Origin of the sequence: Paenibacillus bovis, from assembly GCF_001421015.2 — a bacterium.
In the GTDB taxonomy this organism is placed as follows: Bacteria; Bacillota; Bacilli; order Paenibacillales; family Paenibacillaceae; genus Saccharibacillus; species Saccharibacillus bovis.
Genome location: NZ_CP013023.1, coordinates 4415147 through 4428251, shown reverse-complemented (window position 1 = coordinate 4428251; position 13105 = coordinate 4415147). Strand labels below are relative to the sequence as shown.

General features: G+C 39.9%; 15 protein-coding genes. All 15 read left to right on the top strand.

The window, feature by feature from the left end; genetic code table 11:
* Positions 1–129: 129 nt before the first annotated feature.
* The 15 genes from AR543_RS18870 to AR543_RS18795 all read left to right on the top strand — a co-directional run bounded on the left by AR543_RS18870 (position 130) and on the right by AR543_RS18795 (position 13089).
* Complete coding sequence (locus AR543_RS18870; protein WP_060535943.1) at positions 130–492, top strand: hypothetical protein; 363 nt, start codon at positions 130–132, stop codon at positions 490–492.
* A gap of 228 nt (positions 493–720) precedes the next feature.
* Complete coding sequence (locus AR543_RS18865; protein WP_227871782.1) at positions 721–1086, top strand: GNAT family N-acetyltransferase; 366 nt, start codon at positions 721–723, stop codon at positions 1084–1086.
* A 277-nt stretch (positions 1087–1363) separates the two neighbouring features.
* Positions 1364–2197 (top strand): metallophosphoesterase family protein, encoded by an 834-nt coding sequence (locus AR543_RS18860; protein ID WP_060535942.1) that lies wholly within the window; start codon positions 1364–1366, stop codon positions 2195–2197.
* A gap of 290 nt (positions 2198–2487) precedes the next feature.
* Positions 2488–3468 carry a phosphotransferase gene (locus AR543_RS18855; RefSeq protein WP_060535941.1) on the top strand — a complete coding sequence of 327 codons (981 nt, stop codon included), beginning with the start codon at positions 2488–2490 and terminating at the stop codon, positions 3466–3468.
* A 79-nt stretch (positions 3469–3547) separates the two neighbouring features.
* Positions 3548–4486: a serine hydrolase domain-containing protein gene (locus tag AR543_RS18850; protein WP_060535940.1), complete on the top strand. Its 939-nt coding sequence runs from the start codon at positions 3548–3550 to the stop codon at positions 4484–4486.
* A 215-nt stretch (positions 4487–4701) separates the two neighbouring features.
* Positions 4702–5469: a nucleotidyltransferase domain-containing protein gene (locus AR543_RS18845; protein WP_060535939.1), complete on the top strand. Its 768-nt coding sequence runs from the start codon at positions 4702–4704 to the stop codon at positions 5467–5469.
* 226 nt (positions 5470–5695) lie between these two features.
* Positions 5696–6106 carry a hypothetical protein gene (locus AR543_RS18840; RefSeq protein ID WP_060535938.1) on the top strand — a complete coding sequence of 137 codons (411 nt, stop codon included), beginning with the start codon at positions 5696–5698 and terminating at the stop codon, positions 6104–6106.
* 50 nt (positions 6107–6156) lie between these two features.
* The gene (locus tag AR543_RS18835; protein ID WP_060535937.1) at positions 6157–6486 is read left to right on the top strand and encodes a hypothetical protein; all 330 of its coding nucleotides are present in this window, start codon (positions 6157–6159) and stop codon (positions 6484–6486) included.
* Positions 6487–6504: 18 nt separating this feature from the next.
* Positions 6505–7155 (top strand): lysozyme inhibitor LprI family protein, encoded by a 651-nt coding sequence (locus AR543_RS18830; RefSeq protein WP_060535936.1) that lies wholly within the window; start codon positions 6505–6507, stop codon positions 7153–7155.
* 298 nt (positions 7156–7453) lie between these two features.
* The gene (locus AR543_RS18820) at positions 7454–7867 is read left to right on the top strand and encodes an HIT family protein (RefSeq protein ID WP_082472279.1); all 414 of its coding nucleotides are present in this window, start codon (positions 7454–7456) and stop codon (positions 7865–7867) included.
* Positions 7868–8006: 139 nt separating this feature from the next.
* Positions 8007–8603: a chloramphenicol phosphotransferase CPT family protein gene (locus AR543_RS18815; protein ID WP_060535933.1), complete on the top strand. Its 597-nt coding sequence runs from the start codon at positions 8007–8009 to the stop codon at positions 8601–8603.
* A 117-nt stretch (positions 8604–8720) separates the two neighbouring features.
* Positions 8721–9197, top strand: coding sequence for a GNAT family N-acetyltransferase (locus tag AR543_RS18810; RefSeq protein ID WP_060535932.1), 477 nt, complete (start codon positions 8721–8723; stop codon positions 9195–9197).
* Between the two features lie 302 nt (positions 9198–9499).
* Entirely contained in the window at positions 9500–10534 is a 1035-nt protein-coding gene (locus AR543_RS18805; RefSeq protein ID WP_060535931.1) for an ABC transporter substrate-binding protein, read from the top strand.
* Position 10535: 1 nt separating this feature from the next.
* On the top strand, positions 10536–11309 hold the full coding sequence (locus tag AR543_RS18800) for a (2Fe-2S)-binding protein (protein WP_060535930.1): 774 nt from the start codon (positions 10536–10538) through the stop codon (positions 11307–11309).
* 46 nt (positions 11310–11355) lie between these two features.
* Positions 11356–13089 (top strand): helix-turn-helix domain-containing protein, encoded by a 1734-nt coding sequence (locus tag AR543_RS18795; protein ID WP_060535929.1) that lies wholly within the window; start codon positions 11356–11358, stop codon positions 13087–13089.
* Positions 13090–13105 lie beyond the last annotated feature (16 nt).

The following is a 13105-nucleotide window of genomic DNA, read 5'->3' as shown; positions in this document are numbered from 1 at the left end:
ATTCGCCGGACCCTCGAAATACGTCGGGTTGTGAATACAGAAACGTTAGGTGAGACTGGTGCAAGTACAGTTAGTTAAGACCCTAAGTATATCCAACGACTAATATCCTGTAATAAGGAAGTGTATCTAATGCAATGGATTATCCTAATTGGTGATGACTCTTTCAACATCAATTTGATACATGGAATTCAACACTTTGGTAATAATACAGTTTCAAGCATTGAAGATAATAGATTCGTCGTTGATTTTGGACAAGAACATATTATTTATGATTTTGATCAGAGCATTATAAATGATTATGAACACGAAGAATTACAAAAGATTCCTTTCCAGAATCCCCATTTTATAATGATGATTTATAAGTCTAAGGATCTAATGAAGAAAGTATTAAGTCAAGATAACTTTGTTAGAGGCATTTATATTGATGATGACCATGGTCTAATAATGCCTATAGAAGAATATATTCAAACCTTTTCAATTGAAAGATCGTAATTTGTTTATTCAAGGAGATATTGGCATTAGCTGAAAATGCACTCGCGAGACGATCCTGGCATCTCATAGTTTGCAATAGGCTTTCGAGGGAGTGAAGTCAGCAGACAATCCTGCGTTGCTAAAAAGCGGAGCTACCGACCCTGACGGGCGTTAAGCCTCTTGGGTTCGTGAATACAGAAATGTGAGGCGAAACTTACCAGAGATAATTAGATGAGGAGCTGGATATAGATGATTATTAGAGAAATGAAGCTCGAAGAGGCAGAGAAAATCAAAGAAATTGATCGATCAGAAAAAATTAATCTAATCTATGAGAACGGTGATGCAGGACTTAAGGAAGTTAGCACCGATCATGAATTCCCAACATGGGATACTAGGGAGTTAGATCAATTGTTAGAAAGGTTCAGGATTGAAATAACAGCGGGTGGGATAGCTTATGGAGCATTTGAGAACGACTGCCTTATCGGTTTTGATGTTTTGGGTCACAAATTAAGAGGAAAGAATAAAGATCGGCTGCAAATAGATCTCATGTACGTAACAAGAAGTTTTAGAAGGAAAGGAATAGGAAAACAATTAATGAATGAGTTAAGCAAATAAGCCAAAAACAGAGGTGCTACATTCTTGTATATTTCCTCAACAGAGACAGAGTCAGCTGTGAATTTCCACCAAAACTGTGGAAGTGAATTGACGGATGAAATAGATCAAGAATTATTTGATTTAGAACCTAATGATATACATATGTTAAAAAAACTTTGAAAGTAACGTAGTTATGTGTTGCCTCACACAATATTCACGCTACGGGCATACGCCGGATACCCGATATGCGTTGGATCGTGAATATAGGAACTTTAGATGAAGTATAATAAGAGCGGGGGTGAAGACCATAATACAGTTTGATCTCATATCTGATATTCATTTAGATTTTTGGGTGAAATATTCCAGTAATCACACAAAACATAATCAAATCGTAGAGAAGTTTGTGAATTCAATTCTTCCTAATGAGCCTTCGGAAGTATTAGTGATCGCCGGTGATCTAGGCCACTATAACAAACAGAATTTTATTTTTCTTGAAAAGCTTAAAGAATATTATATGCATATTCTTCTAGTTGCAGGGAATCATGACTACTACTTAGTTAGTAATTCAATAAAAAATAAATACAGATATAACTCAATGCGCAGATTCCAAGAAATGAAAATAATTGCCGAGCAAATACCGGGAGTATTTTTTCTGGATGGGGATACTGTTGAAATTAGTGGAGTTTCTTTCGGTGGGACTGGAATGTGGTACGACTTTCAATATGGAATTAATCAGTTGAATATAGACGCTAATAAAGTATATGAAAGTTGGAAATTAATTTCTAATGATTCCGTCTTAATCGAAGGCTTACCTCGATTAGTTGAAGCCATGTATACAGAAGAATTAACAAAACTTAAGAAGGTGCTTGACCGTTCAGATGTGATCATCACTCATATTTCGCCCGATTGGTCTAAAGTTCCATTGGATCATATTAATGATGTTAGCAATAGCTTTTATTATTTCAATGGCAGAGATTTATTATCTAATTTAAATCAAAAAATCTGGTGTTTTGGGCATGTTCATCGAAGAGAAGATTACTTTAATGAAGGATGCAGGCTAATAAATGCTTCTTTAGGATATCCAGATGAGAATAATCATATATCAAAGAAGATTATGAAGGTTATTCATTGAAAGGTCATATATTACCTAACATAATAATCATGCTGCAAGTATAGGTCTTATTCTGGCGTTCGTGTTAAGATCGACATGCATCGAGTCATGAATACAGGAACATCATAGGAAATCAGCTCACAGCATAAAATTCCGCTGATGATCTAATGCCTGGAAGCTAGTGACTAACGGGCAAGTCATGGCACAAATTGATTGCTTACATTGAATCATTTACAAGTAAATAAAAACAACTCCTTACCAACATATGGTATATTTATAGGTGAATTAGAAGTGAAGAGGATGGTGTAGATTTGAGTTTATTTCCTGTTACCTACTCGCTCTTGTCCAGGCAAGCTTTACTAGCGCATATCAAAGACTATTATGACTTTCAAGAAACTATCCATTTAAAATACTTCCTTAGAGGCATGAACGATACCTATATTGTAGAAACGGGTTCAGGAAAATATATCTTTAGAGTGTATCGTGCGGATCGAAGAAATCGATCCGAGATTGCTTTTGAACTGGATGTATTGAATTATGTCAATGAGAATAATGTAAACGTATCCATACCGATCGCTCGAAAAGATGGCACCTTCATAAACGATTTTTTGGTCACTGAAGGTGTAAAACATGGGGTCATGTTTAGTTTTGCAGAAGGTCATGAAAAGCCGATTCATACCGTAGAAGATAGCTATTTATTTGGAAAATCCGTTGCTCATATTCATAAAGTTACTGAGCATTTTAGAAGTGAGCATGCGAGAGATAATCTGGATTTGGAATATCTAATAGATAGACCGCTTGATATCATCAAATTACATATGGGGCATCGTCTGGAGGAGTACTATTTTATTCATAAACGGATCTCAGAATTAAAGGAACAGTTGGCGAACAAGATCGAAGAAGGTTTGGATTGGGGGATTTGTCATGGAGACTTGCATGGCAACACCAATGCAGCCTTTACAGACGATGGGCAATTAGCACATTATGATTTCGATATTTGTGGTTATGGGTGGAGAGCTTATGATATCGCAGAGTTCAGATTGGCAAGAGAAATTCACAGTGGCCATGATAAGGATGAAGTAGAAAGACTATGGCAAGCATTTCTAAACGGTTACAGACAAGTAAGAGATCTAAGTAGAAATGATGTTAAAGCAGTCTCTATATTCGTTGTACTCCGACAGTTGTGGCTCTTTGGCTTATGTTTTAGTGAATCAGAGTTGATAGGTGGAGCGGACTTCGATGATGGATTTATTGATAGCAAGATGGAGTATTTCAGGAATGTGATTATTTGATTGTATGCATCATTCTATTCGTCGATATAAATTGTAAACCGTTCAAACGATCTCCAGAATAACAAATAGGAGCAAACCAATGATCATTGAATCTATGCATCAGTCTCAAATAAGCGATGAAAAAGTTAAATCATTTGTTCATTATTTGAAAAAAGAAAAAGTTGAAAGTTGTTTGATAAGTGTGGGGACAGACATTGTGCTTCACTATTTTAGAAATAATAAATCAAAAGACAAGCTCCACAAAATCAACTCATGCACCAAGAGTATTACTTCATGCTTGATTGGAATGGCTGTAGAGCAGGGATTGATTTCGGATATTCATACGCCGATTGTTCATTACTTCCCGTCGCTTCAGCAGGATCAAGACATCCGCAAACAAAGCATTACCATTGAACACTTATTGAGTATGAGTGCAGGTTTTGATTGGCCAGAGCTGGAAGAATGGAACGGCTGGCCAGCCATGATACATAGTCCTAACTGGGTTGATTATATATTAGAGCGCCCATTAAACGCCGAACCTGGTGAAAGAATGAACTATAATTCGGGCTGCAGCCATCTGTTATTAGCCATACTTCAACAGGTGTCAGGCATGAGTGCAAAAGATTTCGCAATAAAGGTTCTCTTCTCCAGTTTGAAGATCAAAGATTTCATATGGCATGCAGATCCCCAAGGAATTAATATTGGTGGTTTTGGGATACATATGTCGATACAAGATATGCATAAATTTGGCAGCTTCTATTTAAATAACGGGCGCTGTGGGAAAAGGCAATTACTGAGTGAGGAGTGGATATCCACTTCAACCCAACCCAAGTATTTAACATATGATGGTATCGGTTATTACGGCCATCATTGGTGGGTAGCCGGTAGCTCAGTGGAGCAGCCTTTTTATTTCGCTATGGGAATGGGCGGTCAGTACATTTACGTAGATCATTCCCGAAATATAGTTGTCTCATTAACAAGTGATACATACAGCGATACCTTCAAACCATTAAGAGCGATTACAGAACTTTTGCGATAATACAAATAAATCAACGCTTCTGCTGCTACAATATTCATGTATCTTTGTATGTGATCCTGAGCCATCAAAGAAAAGAAATACTGGAAGTGCGAATTCAAGCTATATATTTAATCGGCCAAGTCTGAAGGCATATTTCCTGCAGTCAAATAAGCCCTTTGAACGTCAGGAATGTATATGCATTAGCCAAAGAAATTCTTGGTCCAGGAGGAGCTTGTATGATCTTAGAAAAAGTCATAAATAAAATTGAAATACAAAGCGAATACAAGGATTTTGTTGATACGTATATCGATAACCTCCTTACTGAATTCAAAGGCAAGATTCATAGCATCTATATGTGCGGTTCCATTCCCAAAGGAACGGCTACACCGTTTAAGTCAGATGCAGACTTTACGATTGTATGTGAGGATCCCAAAGAGTTTGATTATGAAAGATTGTCAAAGATTAAAGACAAACTTTTGCAAGAATATCCAATACTCACTAAGATCGATACAGTTATCTGCTCGATGGAGGATGTATTAAGTAAGCCCAATGAGTGGGGGTTCTGGGTAAAGGTCATTTGTGTCTGCGTATATGGTCATGACGTTGGTGAACAAATATCACCGATCCGGATTTCTCCAGAGTTTATTTTGGACTTGAATACAGACACCAAGGAAGAAGTAGATCATATACACCGTTTACTATCTACTGCTAGTGATCACACAATGCAAGTCCGATATATAAAAGGCTACTCTAAGCGATTACTTCGTGCTTTATACTCTTTAGTTTTGGAGGATACAGGTGTATGGGAAGATGATATGGTTACGATGAAGAATGTCATATTAGACCATTGTGAAATTGATCCTACTTTAGTTGATGATCTGTACGCTTGTTACCTCGATAGTAATGTAAGTGTTGAAGAGTTTCTGGAAATTGCAGATGAAGCATATCGTTATTTCGAGAACGCTCTACGTGTAATGGCTGCTTCTCGAGCTTCGTTGGATTAAAACTATATTTAATTTACGCTTTGGATGACTCTTGAAAACGAGAAGATATATTCAGTTACCAACAAAGTGTAGGTGAAATGGTAGAAGAATTCTTCATTTGCTAGCGTATATAATAGGTTTTCGTTAGAAATGCAGAATGGAAATATTGGGACCTGTATATTTAATTTCCCACTCCGGGATTCAGAAAGTATAGTAGAAATAAAAATGGAAGAGGTACGACATATTTATGCAAAAACTATTACATGAAATCAATAATCAATTCGAACTCGAGGGTGATTCTGGAGCAGCTCCTATCGTTTCTCTTGAGTTGTTTTTTGATGGTAATGAGGAAGAATCATCCATTGGCTGTAATTTGCTAAATCATCCGGGTATTGATGTATTCTATGAGACATTGAAGCGTACCAAACAATTAATTGAAGTCCAAGATATATTTGTAGAAATCTATGAGGTTGAAGAAAACGGCTGGCCATTCTCTGAAAGAATATATATATTATCCACTTTACATCAAGATGAATTAATGGATCGATTAAGGGTTCTGGAACCAAGTGATATAGAAGAAGGATATCAATTTGGTGAGCCGAAAGCAGCCCCATTATTGGAAGCCGGAATGAAGGTTTACTCTGTATGGTGGGATTAATAGATGATGAGAATAAACCAAGTGGACTTTATTTAGTAAGGAATTAATGTATGCAGATAAACAAATTATCATGGAGTGATTTTCAATTACTGAATGGAAAGCTGCTAGAACACTATGATTTTACTAATCAAATGAGGGAAGAAATCAATAATAAAACGAATAAAGTTATTGATCTGGATGAAGTCAAGTCCAGTGATGTATTAGAATTTGTTCCCCATGTGTTAGGGGATATGGAATATGAAAAGCAAGTAATCAATGAACCGCTGAATGTCTTTCATTTTATGCAGATCGAAGGATATATTGAAACATCAGTCAATGTAGCAGTAATGAATTTACAACAATTATCTGGAAAAGAAAAAAAGGGACAACATACCCTATGATAATGAAGGAGATAATGTATGAAGGTTAAGATACTTTTATTGTTTTTTATTACGATAGTATGCTCATCTTGTCAAAATAGTAGTCAATCGAATATGTCGAATAGCGAAACTAAATCAATAGTGAATTCTGAACTTTCTCGTGATGAAGTGAGTACAGCTGACATAACAGAATCGAACAAAACAACTGAAGTTCATTCCAATTCTTCCAATAATGAAGTTTTACCTTTGAGCATCGGAAACTATGATTTAAAAGGAGAATTTTATGATGAAATGCTTCGAAATCCTATAGATCAGGATTATGAAGTGGAATTTAATAAATTACAAAATTCCAAAGAGTTCTCGACATTGGAATGGAGAGTGTTGGAGAGCAAATATACAGAGATTTGGGATAAAGAATTGAATCAAACATATAAAAAGCTTCTTGCTAAGTTAGATAAAGAACCAAGAAAAGCACTAATTGAATCACAGAAAGAATGGTTACAGTATCACTTAAAAGAAACAGAATTTGTAGAGAAGGCATTTATTAATAATAGTTACCTTGGTTCACAAGGATCTGTAAGCCTGGGCACAAGTATACGAGAGAGAATCAGGGAAAGAACGATGCAATTATTTGAATATCGATATTTGCTGGATGGTAAAGTTGAGTTTGTATACCAAGGTGAAAAATAAAATTCTATACATCTGTTCCGCTTGCACGATTCGCAACTGATTACTGTGCAGGGATAATAGTACCGTACCAATCAAACTTACATACAGAAGAGCGCAGAAGGCAAATCCATTTGTTTTTTGAAGCGTATGTAATTCCTGTTCCTAATAAACTTAAACATCGGATTACTGAAAGATTGACTATGTTATACGATACTTTAAGTACGGGTGCTGCAAATGGGAACCCTGCTTTTCAGAAGATAGTTGATGAAGGACACTTGGCACACAATGAGGAACCTGTTTGGAATGGAGTGTGATACATATGGAATGCTTGGGATGCAGAATCGCTAACAATATTGAACCTAATCTAAACATCATTTATGAAAATGAATGGATTACGTGTGTACTGGATATTGCTCCTTTTAATGAAGGGCATACTCTAATCCTTCCCAAACGACATTACCTCGATGTTGATGAGGTTGATCCACAGACTGCATATGCAATCATGGAGGCCTCACAAATGCTCTCAATTGTTTTGAAGAAAGTATTTAAACCCGATGGAATAAGGATTTGCCAAGATGGAGGAGTATTTAATGATCTGACCCATTATCATATGCATCTCATTCCAAGATACCAGGGCGATGGATTTACTTGGGGTGAACCTCTGCATCCGGACGGAGCTGAGAACCGACTAAGCCAAACCAGAGAACGGATTTTAAAAGCATTGATAGAGTAGTGAAAACTGTATATAAACATGATTAAAGCATACTATTCATGCGGCATACCTAGGTCTAGACAGAGCATTTTATACTGTGGCGAGAATGAAGAAATCTTACCTGAGAGATACGCAATTCTTATAGATAAGGGTGATCCATTTGAGACAAGGACTCATTGTACTGCTTAACGGAACGTCAAGTTCAGGAAAGACAAGTATTTCCAATGAACTGATTAATCAGAAAGAGATTTTATTCCACCATTTATCACTGGATGAGTTTTTTGATAATTATAATGACTTTGTTAATAATAAGTTGATAGGTACATCTCCAAAAGAAATAGACCATCAAGTTGTCTCACAAATTGTAGATGATTCGGTATTTTCAGTGTATCATTCGACAGTTAAGCTCTTTTCGGAGATGGGTTTGAATGTAATAGCAGATACTGTGATGGATAGTGACAAGCGGTTTAATGAATGCCTCGATATGTTTGCTGATCAGTCTGTATTGTTCGTAGGTGTACAATGCTCCAAAGAAGAACTTGCACGAAGAGAACAAAAAAGAGGAGACCGAAATATTGGACTGGCAGATTTTCAGTTCGATCAGATTTATCGTTTTGACGAATATGATCTTAAAGTAAATACGGAGGCATTGAACCCAGCAGAATGTGCGAAAGAAATTTTAAACTTTATACAATCTGGTCAGGATTACTCAGTATTCAACAAGCTGAATAAGAGAAATGTTAACAAATACGAATAAGATGTAATGTAAAAGACGACAAGAAACTAAATAGTTTAAAAAAAGTTGTCTTTTACTATTTTAGTGAATGATATAGGAGCCGTTCTGGATGTTAAACAAAATGTGGAGGATCTAAAAATGGATTTTGATATCATACAAGTTAATCAGAAGCATAAAGAAGTATTGGAAAATCTCATGCAATTTTATATTTATGATTTCTCGGAGTTTCTCCAATTTGATGTAGAAGAAGATGGACAATATAGTCCGTATCCTTTAGAAGAGTATTTTCAAGAAGGCAATCAACGATTTGCTTATATTATAAAAAAAGAAGAGAAATATGTAGGGTTTGTGTTGATTCATTTCATTGACTCTGCAGAACTACGCTATTATTCCATTGCCGAATTTTTTATATTAAAGAAGTATAGACGAGAAGGAATCGGTAGGTCCGCAGCAGCTCATATATTCAATATACATAAGGGATTATGGCAAGTACATCAGATTGAGAGTAATCGGCCAGCCCAAATATTTTGGAATAGCGTAATTAATGAATACACAAAAGGCCAATTTGAGGAACGGATCGAGAATTGTAAAAGAATACAAACGTTTACCAGCTAATTGAGACAGACACTTTACTATATAAGTTGCGAGTATGTGTTATTTAATGACTGTTTGACAGGCTGTTTGTCGTATTGGAAGATTTCATCTTCGAATTATGCGAATGAAGATGAAGGATCAAAAGATTGTATAACACTGTATTCATCTCTCGGACGTTCGTCTTCAGCCCAAATTAGCAGGATCACGTCGCATTAGTCCCACTAATATGTCGCAAAAGTACATGGTAACGCCAAGTGCAGATCGTTTATACTCCCTTTATAGTCGATAATGAAAATCATTATCATACATAAGGGGGATTCACCATGAATAGAGAAATGAAAGGGCGAGCGTCCGAAAGCTGGAGAAATGCTGCCTACAAATCACGATTAGGGATAGGCTTACTGCTGGTCCTTATACTTATATTGACTGGTTGCGGAGCTGGAACCGGAACGGATAATAGCCAGCCGTCTGCGGCAGTCGCAAAGACGACTGCGCAAACAGACACGAATACCGAAGCTTTTCCCGTTACGCTCAAGCATATGAAGGGTGAGCTGGTGCTGAACGAAAAGCCGAAGAAAATTGCCGTGCTTGATGTGAAGTTTTTGGATCAAATGTTGGCGGTTGGTGAGAAGCCGGCTGGCAGCGTGATCGCCGGAGGCAATACTGGTTTCCCGGAATACTTGGGCGATCAGCCGAATGGCGTACAGATTCTCGGTACCCGGGATGAGCCTAATCTGGAAGCTATTGCTTCTTTGGAACCGGATCTGATCATCATGACCGATTTTCAGGATAAACAGTATGAGAATGTTAGCAAAATTGCACCTACCCTCGTATTGGACTTCTATGAAGACTGGCGCGATACACTGTCCACGATTGCCAAAGTGACGGACAAGCCGGCTGAAGCCGAGAAAGTGCGCCAAGCTTATGAGGATAAAGTCAGCGGACTGAAAGCAAAGCTGGCTGAGAAGCTGGGCGACGAAACAGTAGCTCTGATTCGTCCGAGAAAAGAAGGTATTCGGATTCACGGGATTGAACATCGGACTGGCGAAATTCTGTATCGGGATTTGGGTTTGAATATGCCGCCGATGGTGCAGAAGGTTGGCGAAGAAGGTTCGCTTGAAATCTCGATGGAAGAAGTTCCATCGATCGATGCTGATCGTTATTTTGTACTTTCGGACGAGCTGTTTGCCACAGAGGCCGAAGCGATGGCGAATAACCCAGTCTGGAAATCGCTGGATGCGGTCAAAAATAACCGCGCTTACGACGTAAATTCCACCTTATGGATTGCCTATTATGGTCCGCTTGCCATCAATTTAATCGTAGATCAGGCGGCGGAAGCCCTGCTTGGATTGAACTGAAATGGACTATTATCTCTCGAACGAATTGTGGAAACAGACGGCAGCCAAACATTCGATGTTGTTGGGTGAGCCGCCTGAAGACAGTATCCGTATCGTTGCTTTGAGTGATCTGTACGAAGAAGCGGCATGTCAGGATTATATCCGCTGGTTTCAGATGTATATTGGCGCGCCCGATCTGAAGGTTGCTGCTTCGATGTTAGCCAAGCGTATCGGCTATCTATGGACCGCTCCGCTGATGACGGCTCTGACTTTTCATGATCAGCATGTTTCTTTATCGTTGAAAGACAGCTTTCTGTATCACCCGGCGCTCAACGAGGAAGGCGGGACGCGGTTTCCTTTTCTTGCAGTCAGTGGTCTTCGGGCAGAAGTGCTCACGGCAAACCGGAAAGTCCAGCGGGAAAAGGCAATCGAGGAGATATTTGCGCTGCAGCTGACTCCGCTGCTCAAGACGCTTGCTGCAATCGCGCCGCTTCCGATGAGTATTCTCTGGGAGAATATTATGGTGCGGATCGGCCCTTTGTATAAATTGGAAGCAGTTGAAGATGGAAAAGACCTTCAGCACATCCAGGCGGATTTTTCCTACTTAACGCAGGAAGCGCCCGGAGCTTTATTTGATCAAAGACGGAATCCGTTCACCCGATTTACAACATGCCAGGATCAGGTTCCGATTGCCAAAAACGAACGAATCACCTGCTGCTTCTATTATCAGATGTCCGGGGAATATTGCAGAAAATGCCCGAAAATTGACACTGAGAATAAATCTCAATTAAAATGACAACAGCAAGCATGTTACTTTTGCTAATTGTCAGGAGATGAGAGAAATGCCGCTGCAGCAGCAAACAAGTCCATGGAGTGAAATGACGATCAAAATGCTTGACGGGTACAGTGGTACTTTGCAGGCAGGCGGTGTTCTTAGCGTTAACCAAACTGAATTCACCTCGAATTTGCTGCTGCTGGCAGTAGGCGGGGAAGGGGAGCTTGCAATGAATGGCGAAGTTTGCCGCATTGGAGCTTCTTTGGCTTGTCATATCGCAAAAGGCACTCCTTTTACACTGACATGCGGATCAGACGAACTTTATTATATGGTTATCACGTACGAGGCTTTTGCCCTGGATGAAGCGCTCCATCCCATGCCTTCGTATCGTAAACATCCGCTGCAAATCTCTTTTATTCAAAATACAGTCATTCATACACAGTGGGTGCAGCAAGCCGAGAAAATCATCGCCAAATGGCGCCGCGGCGAAGGGCTGGAAATTTTTCATGCTAATGCGCTGCTGCAAAATATCATCTATGAACTGATCATAGAGTACGAACGCGGTCAAGGTGGCGCAGAGTCGGACAGAGTGGATGTGGTCGCCTCCTATATCGCCTCGCATTATCGCCGGAATCTGGAACTGCAGGAGTTGGCAGACCTCGCGGGATGCAGCATCCGGCAGCTTCAAAGGCAATTTAAGCAGGAGAAGCGGTTGGGACCGATGGAGTATATAAGCAAGCTGCGGCTGGAGAATGCGTCGCGGATGCTGCAATATACAGACGCTTCCATCGGAGAAATCGCTGATCGAATCGGTTATCGTGATATGTATTATTTCAGCAGAGTATTCAAAAAGCAGTACGGCGTTTCCCCGCTGCGTTACCGGCTTGATCATGCTTCCAAAACGGATGAAGAATACACGAAGACTTTGCTGCGCAATCGAACAGCTTCGTCGTACGAATCGCCTCAAGGAACGGTAATTTGCCATATGCGGGGAGAATATCAAGTGAAGAGACCGCCACAGCGTATCGCTGTACTCGATATGCAGTATGCTGACCATTTGCTCGCGTTTGGGCTGTCTCCGGCAGGAAGCGTCGGATCCGGCAGTGTGTCGATCCATTTTCCGTCATCGATTCGGGACAGACTTCGGAACACCGAACTGCTCGGAACGTATGAGTACCCGGATCTGGCGGCTGTAGAGCAGCTGTCGCCGGATCTGATCATTTGCACCGAGGTTCATGATCGTCATTTTGAAAGGTTAAGCCGGATTGCTCCTGTTCTTATGTTCAAGCGCAACGAGAGCTGGCAGACGATTCTGGGAGTTTTCGGGGAGCTGACTGGCAAAAGAGCAGAAGCCAAAATCATCCTGGCGGATTATTATCGACGCACTGCGCTGTTGTCCGAAGAATTGGCTCCCGTATTGGCAGGGCAAAGTGTCGCTCTGATCCGTCCGCTTGATTCGCTCATTCGCGTTCATTCGGCTGCTCATCGTACGGGTGCTGTGCTGTACAGGGATCTGGGTTTGCCTATTCCGTTATTTGTGGAGGATACTTCGGATACGGCGTATCATATTTCCGTAGATAGACTTCCGGCTGTGCAAGCCAGCCACTATTTTCTGCTTAGCAATCGGACAATGCAGGGCGTTATATCGGCGACCGAGCAGCAGGTACTGGACATGCTCGATCATCATGCGGATCAGCATATCCACTGCGTCGATGCGGTAACCTGGATCGGCTGTTACGGACCGATTGGGATTAATAGCATCGTGGATCAGATTGAGCAGGCTTTGTTGACTGGGTTGTAAAAGGTGAAAAGATCTC

Bases quoted from the DNA above. Each gene is read 5' to 3' on its own strand.
- AR543_RS18850 (WP_060535940.1), top strand. From the start codon at position 3,548: ATGATCATTGAATCTATGCATCAGTCTCAAATAAGCGATGAAAAAGTT.
- AR543_RS18870 (WP_060535943.1), top strand. From the start codon at position 130: ATGCAATGGATTATCCTAATTGGTGATGACTCTTTCAACATCAATTTG.
- AR543_RS18845 (WP_060535939.1), top strand. From the start codon at position 4,702: ATGATCTTAGAAAAAGTCATAAATAAAATTGAAATACAAAGCGAATAC.
- AR543_RS18840 (WP_060535938.1), top strand. From the start codon at position 5,696: ATGCAAAAACTATTACATGAAATCAATAATCAATTCGAACTCGAGGGT.
- AR543_RS18865 (WP_227871782.1), top strand. From the start codon at position 721: ATGATTATTAGAGAAATGAAGCTCGAAGAGGCAGAGAAAATCAAAGAA.
- AR543_RS18810 (WP_060535932.1), top strand. From the start codon at position 8,721: ATGGATTTTGATATCATACAAGTTAATCAGAAGCATAAAGAAGTATTG.
- AR543_RS18795 (WP_060535929.1), top strand. From the start codon at position 11,356: ATGCCGCTGCAGCAGCAAACAAGTCCATGGAGTGAAATGACGATCAAA.
- AR543_RS18835 (WP_060535937.1), top strand. From the start codon at position 6,157: ATGCAGATAAACAAATTATCATGGAGTGATTTTCAATTACTGAATGGA.
- AR543_RS18830 (WP_060535936.1), top strand. From the start codon at position 6,505: ATGAAGGTTAAGATACTTTTATTGTTTTTTATTACGATAGTATGCTCA.
- AR543_RS18820 (WP_082472279.1), top strand. From the start codon at position 7,454: ATGGAATGCTTGGGATGCAGAATCGCTAACAATATTGAACCTAATCTA.
- AR543_RS18800 (WP_060535930.1), top strand. From the start codon at position 10,536: ATGGACTATTATCTCTCGAACGAATTGTGGAAACAGACGGCAGCCAAA.
- AR543_RS18805 (WP_060535931.1), top strand. From the start codon at position 9,500: ATGAATAGAGAAATGAAAGGGCGAGCGTCCGAAAGCTGGAGAAATGCT.